Source organism: uncultured Pontibacter sp. (assembly GCF_947502515.1).
Classification (GTDB): domain Bacteria; phylum Bacteroidota; class Bacteroidia; order Cytophagales; family Hymenobacteraceae; genus Pontibacter.
The window spans coordinates 138,982-155,722 of the sequence record NZ_CANNAI010000003.1; the positions used below are offsets into that span (position 1 = coordinate 138,982).

The window sequence follows — 16,741 nt, forward strand, 5'->3', positions numbered from 1 at the left end:
AAACCTCAAGACGAAAACAACAATTTAACAATCAACCATTTAACAATTTAAAACCTACCCCTTCAGGAAAAGCTCATGCAGCTGACCGAGCTCCATAATGACCAGCGTCTTCTGTCCGCCGGGGGTGTAGTTGGGTACTTCGCAGCCAAACAGCTTGTCTACGAGTGAGTTCATCTCAAGGTCTGACATGCGCGGCTGCAGTTTGGAGGCCAGTCGTTTGGCCATGGCCCGGGCCAGGTTCTCCCGCTTATCCAACTTGAGCGTAGCCAGATTGTTTTTGTACTGCTCAATCAGCTCCTCAAGTAGCTCTTTTTCGTTGGCTGCCTGCACATCGGCAGGTATGGCGTTCAGGATAATGGTGTTGCCACCGAAGTCCTCAAACTGGAAGCCCAGCTCCTGAAACTCGGCCCGTAGCTCCTTTACCAGTGCTGAATCAGCCGGTGACAGCTCGATTGTCTGCGGAAAAAGAAGCGCCTGCGAGGTCACCATCTTCTTCTGCAGCGAGGCCATGTACTTTTCGTATAGAATCCGCTCCTGTGCCGCCTGTTGGTCAATGATCATCACACCAGACTTTACCTGCACCAACAAGTACTTGTGATGTACCTGCAATGTTTTGCTAGAGGTGGTTATGGGCGCGGCAAAAGTATCATCTAGCAAACCCATACCGGATGGCGACGTGATTCGCTCCTCCTCTTGTGCAATTTTTGTATCGCGCAGTGGTTCATAGAGCTGCTCCCAGCCATTAACGCTTGCCTTTTTAGGTGAGGCCGGCACTTTGAAGCCTGGGAACGTGCCTTCTTTCTCAAAACCCTCTCCCCCATGCGGCATCCGGATCGGCTGCAGCGGCGCAAAGTTCACGTCACTCTGGAAATCGAGCGAAGGGGCAATATTGTGCGTCCCCAGCGATTTCTTCACAGCGGCATGCACTATGGCATATACCGTTTTCTCGTCCTCGAACTTGATCTCAGTCTTAGTCGGGTGCACATTGATGTCGATGCGCTCGGGTTCAATGTCGATGAAGAGCACATAGAACGGATGGCTGTCTTTCGGCAATAGCCCTTCGTAGGCCGTCATCACAGCATGGTTGAGGTAACCACTCTTGATGAAACGGTTGTTCACGAAGAAGAATTGCTCACCACGGGTTTTCTTGGCAAACTCCGGCTTGCCGATGTAGCCACGCACGCTCATAAAGGGCGTTTCTTCTTCGCAGCTGGCCATTTGCTCTTTGTAGTTGTTACCAAACACGCCTACAATGCGCTGACTCAGCTTTCCGGCCGCCAGGCTGAAAATCTCCACCTCGTTGTGGTGCAGTGTAAAGGCTACTTCCGGATAAGCCAGGGCCACTCGTTGAAACTCATCGAGTATATGCCGCATTTCCACCGCATTCGTTTTCAAAAAATTGCGGCGGGCGGGCACGTTATAGAAAAGATTTTTGACGGCAATGGATGTTCCGGCTGATACCGCGGCTGGCTCCTGTGAGGCCACCGTCGAGCCTTCCACCAACAAGCGGGTACCTGTTTCGGCGCCGTGCGGCTTGGTTTTGAGCTCTACCTGCGCTACCGCCCCGATCGAGGCCATGGCCTCACCCCGGAAGCCCATCGTTCGGATTCGGAAAAGGTCTTCAGTGGATTTAATCTTGGAAGTGGCGTGTCGCTCGAAGCACATGCGGGCGTCGGTTTCCGACATACCGATACCGTTGTCCACTACCTGCACCAACTGCTTGCCGGCCTCCTTCACGATCAGTTGCACGCTTGTGGCACGGGCGTCAATGGCATTCTCCAGCAGTTCTTTAACCACCGATGAAGGCCGCTGCACCACTTCACCAGCGGCTATCTGGTTAGCTAGGTAATCGGGCAATAAGTGTATAATATCGGACATCCGCTATTTCTAATTCAATTTAGGGTATCTTCCAGGCAAAATCTTGCGTTTTTAATAAAAACGGTCGGATTTTTGAATATACTATTTTGTCAAAACAGAACTTATTCAGAACAAATTTTATTACTAATTTACAGACCAGTTGCGAAATGGGTCGAAAATTAGAAAAGAGTCTGGATTCTGATTTTAACAAGAGACCGACGTATGGCTTGTGGCTCTCGAAGCGTTAGCACCTACAGAGACCATCCGCTATACCGCCTGTCAGGGGCAGAAAGACTGGAAATAATTTTTCTCGTTTTTTGAACCGCCTTCTGCAAAAATAGGCTTAATTTCGACTTGTTCCAATATAATAATACCAGTACAGGATGTTGAAGAGTTTTAGCTTAGGATTACTTATACTTATCTTTCTCGGAATGGGACCGCTTATGTCACTGACACCGTCAGACAACATTATTGTGGCTTCAAAGGAGCAAAGTTGGGTAGACAGTGTCTTCACATCCATGAGTCCGAATCAGCGTATCGGCCAGCTGTTTATGGTGGCCGCCTACTCTAACAAAGACGAAAAACACTTCCGCCAGATCGACACCCTGGTAGCCCGCTATAATGTGGGTGGCATTATGTTCATGCAGGGTGGTCCGGTACGGCAGGCACAATTGACCAACCGCTTCCAAAGCAAGGCAAAAGTACCCGCCTTGATCGCCCTGGACGCCGAGTGGGGCCTGAACATGCGCCTTGACAGCAGCATGCACTTTGCCAAGCAAATGACGCTGGGCGCACTCAACGACGACAAGTACATATACCTGATGGGCCGCGAGATTGCGCTCAAGATGAAGCGTATGGGTGTACACGTGAGCTTCTCACCTGTACTGGACGTGAACGTAAACCCTGCCAACCCGGTGATCGGTAACCGTTCTTTCGGCGAGACCAAAGAGGAAGTGGCCCGTCGCGGTGTAGCTTACATCAAAGGTCTGCAGGACCACGGTGTGATTGCTGTTGCCAAGCACTTCCCCGGCCACGGCGACACCGACACTGACTCCCACCTGACTCTTCCGGTAGTAAACCACGATATGAAACGCCTTTCGGAGGTGGAGCTATACCCTTTCCATAAGTCGTTTGAGGCTGGCGTGATGGGCGTGATGGTGGCGCACTTGCACATGCCAAAGATCGACTCCACTAAAAATCAGGCAGCTACGCTTTCCAAGCCGATCGTAACAGGCATTCTGAAAGAGAAAATGAAATACAAGGGTCTGGTATTTACCGATGCCCTGAACATGAAAGGCGTGAGCAGCTTCTACAAGCCTGGTGAAGTCGATTTGAAGGCTTTGATGGCTGGTAACGACGTACTGTTATTCCCGGAGGATGTGCCAACCGCTGTCCGAAAGATCAATGAAGCCATCACAGCCAAGCAAATAAAGCAGGAAGACATTGACCAGCGTGTACGCAAGATCCTGCACGCTAAATACTGGGCTGGTCTGAACAACTACAAGCCGGTATCGCTGACGAACCTGCAGCAGGATGTGGATCGTCCGCTGAGCAATGTGGTGCAGGAGCAGCTGTATGAGCATGCTGTAACGGTAGCCCGCAACAAGGCCAACCTGATTCCTTTCCGTAACCTGGATACGCTGAGCATTGCATCGGTGGCCATCGGTACGGGTCCGAACAGTGTGTTCCAGCAGACACTAGGCAATTACGCTCCCGTGACCAAGTTTAACATCAAAGACCGCTTTGCGCCGGACTCCGCCTTCACTAAGCTTATACCTAAGCTGCAGGACCATGATGTGGTGGTAGTAAGTGTGCATGGCATGAACAATACGCCTTTCAAGGATTTTGGAATTGGCTTAGGCACGCGTGCTTTTGTGCAGTACCTGCAGAAGAGCACTAATAAGAAAGTCGTGGTAGCTGTGTTCGGCAATGCCTACAGCCTGAAGTTCTTTGACCAGAGTGAGTGGCTGGTAGCCGGTTACGAAGACAACCCGACCTCGCAGTCGCTGGTGCCGCAGGTGCTGTTTGGTGCCCGCGCCGCCAAAGGCAAATTACCTGTAACGGCTTCTGCTACGCTGAAAGCGGGTACTGGTGTAGCAACTCCTGCCATCGGTCGCCTGAAGTACGGCACTCCTGAGAGTGTAGGGATGGACTCCAAGACCCTGGCACAGATCGACAACATTGCCACCGAAGCTATTGCCTATGCCGCAACGCCGGGTGCGCAGGTGCTGGTGGTGAAGAACGGTACAGTCATCTTCAACAAATCATACGGCCACTATACCTACGACAAGAAAAAGCCGGTGACTAACACCACGGTATACGACATCGCCTCCATCACCAAAGTGGCGGCGACGCTGCAGGCCGTAATGTTTCTCAAAGATCAGGGCAAGATCAACCTGGACGAGAAAGTATCGACTTACCTGCCGGAGCTGAAAGGCACCAACAAGTCTAACCTGGTGATTCGCGATGTGCTGGCCCACCAGTCAGGATTACGGGCAGGTATACCGCACTGGCAGAAAACACTCGACAAGCTGCAACTGAACCAGACCTTCTACGCCAGCGCTCAGAATGATGTGTTCCCGAACGAAGTGGTGCCAGGTATCTACTCCATCAAATCGATGGAAGATTCGCTGTGGGCTTGGACAGTGCGTTCACCGCTGCTGGTGAAGCCAAAGGCTGCCAAGACATACGACTACCAGTACAGCGACCTTGGGTTCTACATCCTCAAGCGGATGTCGGAGCGCATGCTGAACCAGCCGCTGAACGAGTTCATGGATCAGAACTTTTACGGTCCGCTTGGTTTGAGTACCATGACCTATAACCCGCTCCTGAAGCACTCACGCGATGTGATTGTACCGACGGAGGATGACAATTACTTCCGAAAAAACCTGATCTGGGGAACGGTGCATGACCAGGGAGCTGCCATGATGGGCGGTGTGGGTGGCCACGCAGGTCTTTTCTCCAACGCCAACGATTTAGCCGTGCTGATGCAAATGAACCTGCAGAACGGTAACTACGGCGGGCACAAGTTCTATAGCACTCCGGTGGTAACAGAGTTCTCTAAGCGCCAGTTCAGCAACAGCCGCCGCGGTTTGGGCTGGGACAAACCTGACCCGGATGGCAATGGACCTACTTCGAACCTGGCTTCTAAAGCTACTTTTGGCCATACAGGCTTCACTGGTACAGGCGCTTGGGTAGACCCGGAAAACCAACTGATCTACATCTTCCTGTCTAACAGGGTATACCCGGACGCGGGCAATTCTAAACTCGTGAAATACAACATCCGCACCCGTATACACGATGTGATCTATAAAGCGATAGTACCTAAAACTTAAATAAAAAAGGATAATTTTACGAGTGCAGCTCCGCATAGGGCTGCACTTGTTGTTTCCTCAGCATAAAACCATGAAAATCGGAATAGTTTGTTATCCTACCTTTGGGGGAAGTGGCGTGGTTGCCACAGAGCTCGGCAAGGAACTGGCGCTAAAAGGCCACCAGGTGCACTTCATCACCTATAGCCAGCCAGCCCGACTGGATTTTTTTAACGAGAATGTTTCCTACCACGAGGTATACATCCCGAACTACCCACTTTTTCAGTACCCGCCATACGAACTGGCGCTGGCCAGCAAAATGGTAGACATCGCCCGTTTTGAGAAGCTTGACGTGCTGCATGTGCATTATGCCATACCTCATGCGTCGGCAGCTTACATGGCCAAGCAGATCCTGCGCACCAAAGGCATTTACATACCTGTTATCACCACCCTGCACGGCACGGATATCACGCTGGTAGGCAAGGATGCTTCGTTTGAGCCGGTGGTCACGTTCAGCATCAACCAGTCAGATGGCGTGACGGCTGTCTCGGAGAGTCTCCGCACTGAAACGTATGAGTTCTTCCAGATTGAGAAAGACATTGAGGTGATTCCAAACTTCATTGATTTGAAAAAATTCAAGCGCCAGAAGAAAGAGCACTTCCGGGCAGCGATCAGTCCAAACAACGAGAAGTTGTTGGTGCATACCTCCAACTTCCGGGGCGTGAAGCGTGTGGAAGACGTTATCCGGATTTTTGCCAAGGTACGCGAGCAGATGCCATCAAAGCTCCTGTTGGTCGGTGATGGACCTGAACGCCCTAAAATGGAGAAGCTCTGCCGCGACTTGAAAATCTGCAATGACGTGCGTTTCCTTGGTAAACTGGAGGCAGTAGAAGAAGTACTGTCCATTGCTGACTTGTTCCTGATGCCATCAGAGAAAGAGAGCTTTGGTTTGGCCGCACTCGAGGCGATGGCCTGCGAAGTGCCCGTTATCTCAACCAATGCCGGCGGTATACCTGAACTCAATGTGCACGGCGTAACCGGTTTCGTAAGCGAAGTAGGCGATGTAGATGATATGGTGAAAAACGCCCTGCACATCCTTGACGACGCCAACCTGCCTACCTTCAAGGCAAATGCATTGGCCCGTGCTCATCATTTTGATATCGATAAGATTGTGCCGCTCTACGAGCAATTCTACCAGCGCATCATCGACGCGCAACTGGCTGAAGCAGGCAATCCGCTGTAGTTCAGAAATAAACATAAAAAAATCCGGCCGCTATACCTGTTGCCGGATTTTTTTTAGCCTTATATTTACTTTGAGATGTTTTCTGCAATACTATACTGTCATCTCGACGTAAGGAGAGATCTGGATTGTGAGATAAAAAACACTCGCCCGCCCTCTCCTCTTAGAGGCCTCTACCCCGGAGAGGAGTTTTCGGGTAAAAGCTCCCTTTGAATACAGGGCTCTTTAGTTCTAGATTTTATAGCGCGAGTCGAAGATCCCGGACACGATTCGGGGCGTCCTCGTTCATGCTGATTATAGAAGGGGCCTCCCCGAGATAGGCTGGCCGCTACTGATTAAAAAGGGCCAGAGGCCCCACCATAGCAAGTCACGAGCGAGGACGCTCGCGCCATATACATTACATTGCCCCCGCTCGGCTCTGGCAAGCTAAGGCAAATAGTGCTTCTTAACCGAACTCAACCCATTACCCGACCAAACTATGGCAAAAGACAAGTACTACATCATCGACTTCGACAGCACTTTTACACAGGTAGAGGCACTGGATGAACTGGGCGAAATAAGTCTGGCGGGTGAGGAGAACAAGGACGAAATCCTGCAGCAAATCAAGGACCTGACCAATGGCGCCATGGAGGGTAGGAGTTCGTTTACCGAAGGCTTGTCCAAACGGCTGGCTTTACTCAAAGCGAACCGCCGGCATCTGAAGCCACTGATCCAACTTTTGCAAACCAAGGTTTCGGATTCCATCAAGCGCAACAAAGAGTTCTTCCAGGCCTACGCCGATAATATCCTGATCGTATCAAGTGGCTTCAAAGAGTTTATCACCCCGATCGTGACAGAGTATGGCATCAAGGAAGAAAACATTTACGCTAATACTTTCAGGTTTGATGAACAAGGCAATATCGTCGGTTTCGATGAAGAGAACCTGCTGTGTCTGGACCGGGGCAAGATAAAGCTACTCGAAGAGCTGGCGCTGGAGGGTGATGTTTATGTGCTGGGCGATGGGTATACCGACTATGAAATAAAAGAAGCCGGACTGGCCAATAAGTTCTATGCCTTCACCGAAAACGTAGTGCGCGACAGTGTAGTAGCGAAAGCTGACGACGTGGCCCCGAGCTTGGACGAGTTCCTGTACCAACACAAACTGCCGATGGCTATCTCCTATCCCAAAAACCGCATCCGGGTGCTTTTGCTGGAGAACGTACACCCTAAAGCGGTAGAACTTTTCAAACGCGAAGGCTATCAGATCGAGACTGTATCGGGAGCTTTAAGCGAGGACGAGCTGTGTGAGCGGATCAGGAATGTTTCGGTGCTGGGTATACGCTCTAAAACGCAGGTGACGAAGCGTGTGCTCGAGCATGCCAACAAACTGATGTGCATCGGTGCATTCTGCATCGGCACCAACCAGATCGACCTGAGCGCTTGCCTGGATGCCGGTGTGGCCGTGTTTAATGCGCCTTACAGCAACACCCGTAGCGTAGTGGAACTGGCCATCGGTGAAATTATCATGCTTTGTCGCAATGCCGTTGACAAAAGCACTAAAATGCACCAGGGCATTTGGGATAAGTCTGCTACCGGCAGCGTAGAGGTACGTGACAAAAGGCTGGGCATAATCGGCTACGGCAGCATTGGGGCGCAACTGTCGGTACTGGCCGAGGCATTGGGCATGGTGGTATACTACTACGATGTGGTGGAGAGACTACAGCTTGGCAATGCCCGTAAATGTGAGACGCTGAAACAACTGCTTCAAACAGCTGACATTGTGAGCCTGCACGTAGACGGCCGCACCAGCAATCAGGGCATGTTCGGTGCAGAAGAGTTTGCCGCCATGAAGGACGGTGCCATCTTTTTGAACCTGAGCCGTGGCCATATAGTGGATTTGCCTGCTCTGGTGGAAGCCCTAAAATCAGGTAAGGTTCGTGGCGCGGCGGTGGATGTGTACCCTTACGAGCCGGCCACTAATGACGAGGAGTTTGTAAGCGAACTGCGTGGTCTGCCCAATGTCATTCTGACTCCGCACATCGGTGGCAGCACACAGGAAGCGCAGGAGAACATCGGCACTTTTGTACCAAGCCGCATTATGGAGTATATCAACACAGGCAACAGCTACCAGAGTGTGAACTTCCCGAACATCCAGCTGCCAGAGCTCAAGAATGCGCACCGCCTGATTCACATCCACCAAAACGTGCCGGGTGTACTCGCCAACATAAACAGTGTGCTGGCCGGCAACCAGGTGAACATCTTAGGTCAGTACCTAAAAACCAACGAGCAGATCGGCTACGTGATCACCGACATCGACAAGCTGTATGACAAGAAAGTAATTGAGGAGATGAAGCGGGTTCCGGCCACTATCAAGTTCAGAATTCTATATTAAAACACCTGCCCGATCTCCTGCTTCAGATAGCTGATCGCTCTGGCAGTTGGGTCGATTTCGTTGTTGAGCACGTTTTCCAGAATGCGCTTGGCCAGTTCCGTGCCTTTTGCCTTTTCGTCGAGGCTTTGGAAAGATTTGTTGATCAGGTTCACAACTTCTTCGCGGGCATGCCTTACTTGCTGCCAGGCCTGCTCGGTCATGTATACCTGCTGCGACATGTTGTGATTAAACTCGTTGCGGATTTCAGTGAGTAGGATGCGGTGGTATTCGGCGGCTGTGTGGCCTCCCCCACTCACCCGTAACAGGAGGTTGCTTGGAGTAATGCGCTCCAACAACAGCACAATGCGCTCATAGGCCTGTAGCCGGATAGGCGTCACGACCTCTGCATTTTTATGGCGTAGCTCCAGCAAGCGCAGCTTATAGTCCCGCTCCAAAAACTTTTTCAGCATAGAGTAAGCTACTGCGGCCACCAGAATGGCAGGTATAGAGATTTTGAGTATATCGAGTATAATGTTGGTAGCTTCTTCCATTTGCGATTGTTTTGAACCTTAAATATCGGAAAAAATTAATTTAGGTTGGCATGAATCATTTTCCAGGTATAGCTGTTTAGCTAATACACCGGAGAGCTGCAGCAAAATTGCGAGTAATTGCGTAAATTGCAGCTCCATTTCAAATTTGAACAGACTATGGCAACTGAAACAAAAACTGCACCGATAGCGCTTACTGAAAAAGCACTGGCTGAAGTTAAAAATATAATGCAAGAGAAAAACGTACCTGCTGAATACGGCCTGCGCATTGGCGTGCAAGGCGGTGGTTGCTCTGGTATGTCCTACCTGCTGGGCTTTGACAAGGCAAAAGACTCTGACGAGATTTACACGCTCGAAGGTTTGAACCTGATCATGGACAAGAAACATGCAATGTATGTACTGGGTATGGAAGTTGATTTTCAGGACGGCCTGAATGCCCGTGGTTTCGTTTTCAACAACCCACAGGCTAAGAGCACCTGCGGTTGCGGCAGCTCATTCTCTGCATAAGCTAAAAAGTACCTTCTTTCTCTTTAGAAAGACAAAGCCCGGCCAATTGGCCGGGCTTTGTTGCTTTATCAGTGGCGATCATCATACTGCGTAACCCTAACTACGGTGCCTCCTTTAAACTCAATGTCAATAACATGGGGTAATAAAGAAAAAGGACCTGGCAAACGCCCAGTATAATATTTCCACCGTTCATTCTTTTGATTCTCTCTTCCTGCAGTACCCAGCCACTTTTCAACTTCCGTTCTGTTCTTCCCAATTAGCAGCTCACGAGCAATTAAATCCTCTGTCATCTTATACCTTGTATCTGGCTCTTCCCACCACTTTGCCTGATCAAATTTTGTATCGGGATAATATCGCCAGATAGCAAGGCTTGTGGAGTAGATGAACAGGAAGCTCAAAAGAATGAAAGATAATGCACCAGCCCACACTGTGAATTTTCTGAGCCCATGCCCTTGCAGTACAGGCTTAACCTTGAAATAACTCACGACACAGATTCCTACAAAGGCTACTATAAGGAAAATTACCCAGGAGAATGTAGCTACCAGCATTAGCACACTCTTAGTAGGTTCTCGTCATAGTCGCCGGCACTACCAGAATAAAATCCGCCTTCTGTTTATGTTCTTCTGTCAGCTTGTCCAGGTCATCCTGCAGCACGGTAGTGATGGTCATGGTCTTGAGTTGCGGATTGCCCTGCTTCAGATACCAGCCTATACCTTCAAAATTGTCAGAGTGGTAAGCGCCATTCAGATGCAGCATCTTTTTGCCGTTGTTTACCTGCTGCAGGATGAAATGAGCCATGGTGGCATCTTTCAAGGCCTGCGCCTGCACAATGTTTTCGCTTTTGGTATTGCCATGTGTGCTGTTGCCAAACATCGCCAGCATATTCTTATACCCAGGCAGGTCCATATCAACCTGCACCGGCAGTGGTGCAATGTAGCGTTTGGCATCTGCCGACACATGCTCCAACGCCTTCAGGCTACCTCCTGATACCATGGCAGCGTAACGGCGCGGCACATTGGTCGCGATAAAAGGTATGGACATTTCCTTCGCAAAGCGCACCACGGGACGGTAGTCGGTTTTGTAGTTGTTCCATGGCCGCGACTCCTGCTCAAAGTTGTTCTCCGCCACCTGCCCTGACAGATACTCGTTCAGCACCAGTTGCACATCGGCTTCAAACATCTCGGCTCCTATGGCAAAGTGCTGCTGGTGAGCCTTGTGCAGGTCTTTGGCCACTTCTAATTGCAGCCAGTGCGCGATCGGGTCATTGTGCTGCTCACCAAATAGCACCACATCGGCCTTCTGCAGTTCTTCCAGCATTTTGCCATACTTTACCTGCTTGCCCTTTGCCGTGAAGAGTTGGTAGGCAGGCTTGTCTTTATCGGCTTCGGTGGCAGCAGCTATACCTGTGTTGAACATGAGGATCAAGAGTGTAAAGAGTGAGATTTTTATCATATTTCTTGAGTGCTTCGCTCTATCAAGTTACAAAAAAATAGCTGGCTCCGAAGAACCAGCTATGCTAATTTTAAATCTATACCTGAGTGGCTACACCCTATAGAACAACCACTTAGATAGTTCTTTGTAGTTGATCTTCTTGCCGTACATCAATATACCTACGCGGTAAATCCTGGAGGCAATCCAGGTCGTAAAGATGAAGCCCAGAATAAGAAGTCCCATGGAAAGCAGAAGCTCGCTGGCAGGCACCCCGAAAGGTATGCGCACCATCATTACAATCGGGGAAGTAAACGGAATGATCGACATCCAGAAAGCTACTGGGCCATCCGGATTCTGTATCACCACGGTGTAGGACATGATGAAGGAAATAATCAGCGGGATTGTGATCGGAAACATAAACTGCTGCGTATCTGTCTCATTATCCACAGCCGCACCAATGGCCCCGAACAGGGAGCCGTACAGCAAGTAACCACCCAGGAAGTAGAACAGGAAACTGCCTAACAAAAGCGGGAAGTTGAGGTTCGATATGGCGCTGCTCACTTCGGATAAGGTATTTTGTTGGCTTGATTCTTCTGTCTCAGCAGACTCCTCTTCACCTGTTGCCATGGCACGCCCCGACTGCATCTGCTCGATTGGGGTAGGCGCCGGTTTAATGTCAAAGGCTGCCTGCACTCCACTCACGACAATGGCCGACAGTACCACCCAAAGTAAAAACTGCGTCAATCCCACACCGGCTATACCTACAATCTTGCCCATCATGAGCTGAAAAGGTTTCACCGATGAGATCATCACCTCCACAATGCGGTTAGTCTTCTCCTCTATTACGCCGCGCATAATCTGTACGCCATATAGGAAGATGAAGAAATAAATGATCACCGCCCCGATGATGCCAGCCCCGGATGTAACCCACACATTACTGTCACGCTCACCTCTTTCACTTAGGTTCACAGTGGTCATAGTAATGTTAGCCTTCATTTTGTTGAGCATGTCGCGATCTATACCTGAGGCCATAAAGCGCTGGCTCTCAATCTCCTTCTCAAGCATATTCTCCAGCCTGAACTTCACCTGCAGACTGGTATTCTTCTTTGAATAGAGCCGTATACCTTCAGGTTTGTCCAGATCAAGTTGGGGGATGTGCAGCAGGGCTGTGTAGTCCGTTTCCTGATAAGCAACTTTAGCCTGCTCCAGCGAGCCGGCAGCTATTGGGATAATCTTCAGGTCCTCGCGGCTTTCCAGCTTATCTGCAAAGAGCCCGCTTTCGTCCAGCACCATCACCACATCCTCACTGTCTGAAATAGTGGCGAGCCAGGCAGGTATAACCATGAAGGCGGCCAGCAGCAGCGGAGTCAGGAAGGTCATGATGATGAAGCTTTTCTTCCGCACGCGTGTCAAGTATTCGCGCTGTATAATGAGCCAGATCTTATGCATGGTAAGTTTCTTTTACTTTTCGGATGAATATGTCATTGATACTCGGCACCAGCTCCACAAAGGAGTGTACCTCTACACGCTGGATCAAGTAACGCAGCAGGTCGTTTGGCGAAGCGCCATCGAGCAGGCGGATGGAAGCCCGGAACACACCGTGGTTGTCATGCTGCTCCAGCACTTCAAAGTCAGGTGACGTAATCAGCAATTGTCCGTTGCCGATCACCTGGTAGGTATCTGTCTTGTAAGTGTCTTTAATTTCGCGTACCGGACCATCAAGCACCTTGCGGGAGCGGTTGATCAGGGCAATATTATCGCAAAGTTCCTCCACTGACTCCATGCGGTGCGTCGAGAAGATGATGGTTGCCCCGTTGTCGCGCAGGCGCAGTATCTCGTCTTTGATCAGGTTAGCATTGATTGGGTCGAAACCAGAAAAAGGCTCATCAAGAATGATCAGGGATGGCTGGTGCATGACGGTGGCCATGAACTGTACTTTTTGCTGCATCCCCTTGGAAAGGTCTTCGATGTTCTTATTCATCCACTCCTTTATCTCAAAGCGGGCCACCCATTCCTTAATGCGGGCAATGGCTTCGTCTTTCGTCAGGCCTTTGAGCTGGGCAAGGTATAGCAGCTGCTCCCCTACCTTCATTTTTTTATACAGACCGCGCTCTTCAGGCAAATAGCCCATGTCCTTGATGTGGGATGGTCGCAGTTTTTCGCCTTTGAAGTATATCTCACCTGAGTCGGCACCTGTAATTTGAGTGATGATGCGGATCAGGGATGTTTTGCCTGCTCCGTTTGGGCCCAGCAAGCCGAAAATGCAGCCTGCAGGTATATCAAAGCTGACGTTGTCAAGGGCAGTGTGGTTAGCGTATCGCTTGGTTACGCCATCTATTTTAAGAATGCTCAATGCTGTTAACCTTTTGGTATGTTCAAAAATAGCCTTTTTAGGGCTGAGTGACAAGCAATATCAATAAAGCACTATACTTAATCGACTAACGCAGGTATAGGCTATACCAAATACGAGCGCCGCATTATAGTAGCAATAAAAAAGCCTGCCTTCTCTACTGAAAAGGCAGGCTTTTATTTATCTAGTCACGTTGAGGCTTACTGAAAATAGTCTTTTACTTTCTCAAAGAAGCCCTTATCGCTCTTACCCGGGTGTGGTGCGAAGTTGTTGGAGTCACGCAGGCGCTCCAAAGTGGCGCGCTCCTCGCTGCTCAGCGTCTTTGGCGTCCACACGTTGATGTGGATCAACTGATCGCCTTTGCCATACCCGTTGATATCTTTCACGCCTTTGCCGCGCAACCTGAAAATCTCGCCACTCTGTGTACCCGGCTTGATCGTGATCTTCACACGGCCACCGATCGTCGGCACTTCGATATCAGCGCCCAGCGCAGCGTCGATAAAGCTGATGTACTGGTCGAATATCACGTTATTGCCGTCACGCTTCAGGCTTGGATGTTCTTCTTCTTCAATCTGAATAAGCAAGTCACCTGGTACACCGCCACGCTCCGGCACGTTGCCTTTACCGCTCATAGAGAGCTGCATGCCGTCCATTACGCCAGCCGGCACGTTGATCGTGATCACCTCTTCCTGCAGTTCGCGTCCACTACCGTGACAGGCTTCGCAGTTCTTGGTAACGATACGGCCTTCGCCATTACAGGTAGGGCAAGTCGCCGTGCTCACCATCTGGCCGAGCATCGTATTCACTACCTTACGTACCTGACCCGAGCCCTGACAAGAGCCGCAGGTCTGCATTTCGGTTCCGTTCTTGGCTCCGTTGCCGCCGCAGGTGCCGCAGGCTACATAGCGTTTTACTTTTATCTTTTTCTCAACGCCGTTGGCAATTTCCTCGAGGTTGAGTTTTAGCTTAATGCGCAGGTTGCTGCCCTTGCGGGTACGTCGGCCACCCTGACGGCCAGCGCCGCCAAAGAAGCTCTCGAAGCCGCCACCGCCGCCACCGAAGATGTCGCCGAACTGGGAGAAGATATCTTCCATGTTCATACCGCCACCTCCGCCGAAGCCGCCGTTCATGCCCTGATGACCGAACTGGTCATAGCGCTGGCGCTTCTGCTGGTCGCTTAGTACTTCGTAAGCCTCAGCCGCCTCCTTAAACTTCTCCTCCGCCGTGTGGTCGTCGGGGTTCTTGTCGGGGTGAAACTTGATGGCGAGCTTACGGTAAGCCTTCTTTATCTCCTCCTGACTTGCTCCTTTGCTTACTCCTAAAATCTCGTAATAATCTCTCTTAGCCATTGCTTAAGCTCCTATTATAACTTTCGCGAAGCGGATCACCTTCTCATTCAAGGTATAGCCCTTCTCGATTACGTCTACTATTTTGCCTTTCAGTTCCTCTGATGGCGCCGGAATTTGTGTTACCGCCTCGTGCAGATCGCTGTCAAAATCATCGCCAGCGTTGATAACGATTGGCTTCAAACCTTTGAGCTGCGTTACATGCTTCAGCTTGTGGAACACCAGCTCCAGGCCCTGCAACATTGCATCCACATCTTTAGTTGCCTCCATCGATTGGCGGGCACGCTCCATATCATCCAGTACAGGCAACAGTTCGCTCATCAAGTCTTCGTTGGCTGTTTTGAGCAAGTCCATACGCTCCTTGGCAGTTCTGCGTCTGAAGTTCTCAAACTCTGCCATCAAACGGATGTACTTGTCTTTCATTTCTGCCAATTCGGCTTCTGCTTTGGTTTCAGAGCCAGTTTCTTCTACTGTCTCCTCCGCCTGCTCCTGTCCGTTGTTTTCTTCTGTATTGGCAGTGTTATCCTCTAGTTCTGTGTTTTCCTGCTCTTTCTTGATATCTTTCTCTGACATAATGCCTTAAGAATTATAGGTTGATAGGTCTACTTTGTCTTTTCAATTGTCTTGCCAATTCTGTTTTTGTGTCAGATTGACATTTATTTAATTGTTGCACCTCAAAAAAAATCGGTAGCAAGCTCTGCAGCCTCTACCGATCTGTGTATTTGAGAAGACTGGTGGACTACGAGTTAAGCGCCGACCAGATCATATCTTTCAATTGGGTGATATTCTTCTGCGTCATGCTCGAGATGAACACTGTCGGAATATCTTTTGGTAAAGTTTCGCGCATTTCAGCTTCCAGCTCATCATCAATCATATCTGTCTTGGTAATGGCCAGAATGCGCTTCTTGTCGAGTAGCTCCGGGTTGTAGGTTTGCAGCTCGTTCACTAGCACCTTGTACTCCTCTGCGATATCCGGACTGTCACACGAAATCATGAACAGTAGCATAGAGTTACGCTCGATGTGGCGCAGGAAGCGCAGGCCAAGACCTTTGCCTTCAGAAGCACCCTCGATAATACCCGGAATATCGGCCATTACAAAGGATCTGTAATCGCGGTAGGCCACTACACCCAGGTTTGGCTCTAGCGTGGTAAATGCATAGTTAGCGATCTTTGGCTTAGCCGCTGATACGACCGAAAGCAAGGTAGACTTGCCTGCGTTCGGGAAACCCACCAGACCAACATCAGCCAGAAGCTTCAGTTCCAGAATCACCCATTCCTCTATACCTGGCTCTCCAGGCTGTGCATAGCGCGGTGTCTGGTTAGTAGGCGACTTAAAGTGGGCATTGCCCAGTCCGCCACGGCCGCCCGGCGTCAGGATGATCTCCTGCCCGTCTTCGGTGATCTCACACATGAACTCACCGGTCTCGGCGTTGCGGGCGATTGTTCCAAGTGGAACCTCCAGCACATCGTCTTTACCCTGTGCACCGGTAGAGTGGCTTGGGCCTCCGTTCTGGCCATTTTCGGCAATCACGTGTTTGCGGTACTGCAGGTGCAGCAAAGTCCAAAGCTGGGCGTTGCCACGCAGAATGATATGGCCTCCTCTGCCTCCATCGCCGCCGTCAGGGCCACCCATGGCAGTGCGTTTGTCGCGGTGCAGGTGCGCAGATCCAGCGCCACCGTGACCGGAGCGGGAACAGATTTTTACGTAATCAATAAAGTTGGATTGGGCCAATGTAGGTAATGCTAATAGGTATAAATTATAAGGTATAAGCAAGTCCGGAGCATCAAAGTTCCGGTTTGC

13 protein-coding genes are annotated in these 16,741 nt (G+C 50.3%); 4 read left to right on the forward strand and 9 right to left on the reverse strand.

Annotated elements, in window-relative coordinates; all coding sequences use genetic code 11:
- Nucleotides 1–54 precede the first annotated feature (54 nt).
- Nucleotides 55–1,878 carry a DNA mismatch repair endonuclease MutL gene (gene mutL / locus Q1A54_RS09775; protein WP_299987127.1) on the reverse strand — a complete coding sequence of 608 codons (1,824 nt, stop codon included), beginning with the start codon at nucleotides 1,876–1,878 and terminating at the stop codon, nucleotides 55–57.
- Between the two features lie 422 nt (nucleotides 1,879–2,300).
- Between mutL and Q1A54_RS09780 the strand changes: the two genes are divergently transcribed.
- From Q1A54_RS09780 to serA, 3 genes are all read left to right on the forward strand, one after another.
- Nucleotides 2,301–5,192, forward strand: a complete 2,892-nt coding sequence (locus Q1A54_RS09780; RefSeq protein ID WP_299987129.1) for a glycoside hydrolase family 3 N-terminal domain-containing protein — start codon at nucleotides 2,301–2,303, stop codon at nucleotides 5,190–5,192.
- 70 nt (nucleotides 5,193–5,262) lie between these two features.
- The gene (gene bshA / locus Q1A54_RS09785) at nucleotides 5,263–6,411 is read left to right on the forward strand and encodes an N-acetyl-alpha-D-glucosaminyl L-malate synthase BshA (protein WP_299987131.1); all 1,149 of its coding nucleotides are present in this window, start codon (nucleotides 5,263–5,265) and stop codon (nucleotides 6,409–6,411) included.
- Between the two features lie 475 nt (nucleotides 6,412–6,886).
- A complete protein-coding gene (gene serA / locus Q1A54_RS09790; RefSeq protein ID WP_299987133.1) occupies nucleotides 6,887–8,779 on the forward strand; it encodes a phosphoglycerate dehydrogenase in 1,893 nt (630 codons plus the stop codon).
- Here the strand turns inward: serA and Q1A54_RS09795 are convergent.
- Entirely contained in the window at nucleotides 8,776–9,309 is a 534-nt protein-coding gene (locus Q1A54_RS09795; RefSeq protein ID WP_299987135.1) for a hypothetical protein, read from the reverse strand. The genes serA and Q1A54_RS09795 overlap by 4 nt on opposite strands.
- 156 nt (nucleotides 9,310–9,465) lie before the next feature.
- Here Q1A54_RS09795 and Q1A54_RS09800 point away from each other — a divergent pair, with 156 nt between their 5' ends.
- Nucleotides 9,466–9,813: an iron-sulfur cluster assembly accessory protein gene (locus Q1A54_RS09800; protein WP_076422951.1), complete on the forward strand. Its 348-nt coding sequence runs from the start codon at nucleotides 9,466–9,468 to the stop codon at nucleotides 9,811–9,813.
- Nucleotides 9,814–9,881: 68 nt separating this feature from the next.
- Here Q1A54_RS09800 and Q1A54_RS09805 read toward each other — a convergent pair whose 3' ends face one another.
- From Q1A54_RS09805 to obgE, 7 genes are all read right to left on the reverse strand, one after another.
- Nucleotides 9,882–10,361 (reverse strand): hypothetical protein, encoded by a 480-nt coding sequence (locus tag Q1A54_RS09805; protein ID WP_299987137.1) that lies wholly within the window; start codon nucleotides 10,359–10,361, stop codon nucleotides 9,882–9,884.
- 10 nt (nucleotides 10,362–10,371) lie between these two features.
- Nucleotides 10,372–11,265, reverse strand: a complete 894-nt coding sequence (locus Q1A54_RS09810) for a ChaN family lipoprotein (RefSeq protein ID WP_299987139.1) — start codon at nucleotides 11,263–11,265, stop codon at nucleotides 10,372–10,374.
- Between the two features lie 90 nt (nucleotides 11,266–11,355).
- Nucleotides 11,356–12,693, reverse strand: a complete 1,338-nt coding sequence (locus tag Q1A54_RS09815) for an ABC transporter permease (RefSeq protein WP_299987141.1) — start codon at nucleotides 12,691–12,693, stop codon at nucleotides 11,356–11,358.
- Nucleotides 12,686–13,597 (reverse strand): ATP-binding cassette domain-containing protein, encoded by a 912-nt coding sequence (locus Q1A54_RS09820; protein WP_299987142.1) that lies wholly within the window; start codon nucleotides 13,595–13,597, stop codon nucleotides 12,686–12,688. The genes Q1A54_RS09815 and Q1A54_RS09820 overlap by 8 nt, the downstream gene beginning before the upstream one ends.
- Before the next feature lie 197 nt (nucleotides 13,598–13,794).
- Nucleotides 13,795–14,943, reverse strand: a complete 1,149-nt coding sequence (gene dnaJ / locus Q1A54_RS09825; RefSeq protein WP_196118145.1) for a molecular chaperone DnaJ — start codon at nucleotides 14,941–14,943, stop codon at nucleotides 13,795–13,797.
- Between the two features lie 3 nt (nucleotides 14,944–14,946).
- On the reverse strand, nucleotides 14,947–15,513 hold the full coding sequence (locus tag Q1A54_RS09830; RefSeq protein WP_007653169.1) for a nucleotide exchange factor GrpE: 567 nt from the start codon (nucleotides 15,511–15,513) through the stop codon (nucleotides 14,947–14,949).
- Between the two features lie 166 nt (nucleotides 15,514–15,679).
- Nucleotides 15,680–16,672: a GTPase ObgE gene (obgE, locus tag Q1A54_RS09835; protein WP_299987145.1), complete on the reverse strand. Its 993-nt coding sequence runs from the start codon at nucleotides 16,670–16,672 to the stop codon at nucleotides 15,680–15,682.
- Between the last annotated feature and the right edge of the window lie 69 nt (nucleotides 16,673–16,741).

What these genes read in the sequence shown, in the direction of transcription:
- bshA (WP_299987131.1), top strand. Translation starts at nt 5,263, where the DNA reads ATGAAAATCGGAATAGTTTGTTATCCTACCTTTGGGGGAAGTGGCGTG.
- Q1A54_RS09800 (WP_076422951.1), top strand. Translation starts at nt 9,466, where the DNA reads ATGGCAACTGAAACAAAAACTGCACCGATAGCGCTTACTGAAAAAGCA.
- Q1A54_RS09780 (WP_299987129.1), top strand. Translation starts at nt 2,301, where the DNA reads ATGTCACTGACACCGTCAGACAACATTATTGTGGCTTCAAAGGAGCAA.
- Q1A54_RS09795 (WP_299987135.1), bottom strand. Translation starts at nt 9,309, where the DNA reads ATGGAAGAAGCTACCAACATTATACTCGATATACTCAAAATCTCTATA.
- Q1A54_RS09830 (WP_007653169.1), bottom strand. Translation starts at nt 15,513, where the DNA reads ATGTCAGAGAAAGATATCAAGAAAGAGCAGGAAAACACAGAACTAGAG.
- mutL (WP_299987127.1), bottom strand. Translation starts at nt 1,878, where the DNA reads ATGTCCGATATTATACACTTATTGCCCGATTACCTAGCTAACCAGATA.
- Q1A54_RS09805 (WP_299987137.1), bottom strand. Translation starts at nt 10,361, where the DNA reads ATGCTGGTAGCTACATTCTCCTGGGTAATTTTCCTTATAGTAGCCTTT.
- dnaJ (WP_196118145.1), bottom strand. Translation starts at nt 14,943, where the DNA reads ATGGCTAAGAGAGATTATTACGAGATTTTAGGAGTAAGCAAAGGAGCA.
- Q1A54_RS09815 (WP_299987141.1), bottom strand. Translation starts at nt 12,693, where the DNA reads ATGCATAAGATCTGGCTCATTATACAGCGCGAATACTTGACACGCGTG.
- Q1A54_RS09810 (WP_299987139.1), bottom strand. Translation starts at nt 11,265, where the DNA reads ATGATAAAAATCTCACTCTTTACACTCTTGATCCTCATGTTCAACACA.
- serA (WP_299987133.1), top strand. Translation starts at nt 6,887, where the DNA reads ATGGCAAAAGACAAGTACTACATCATCGACTTCGACAGCACTTTTACA.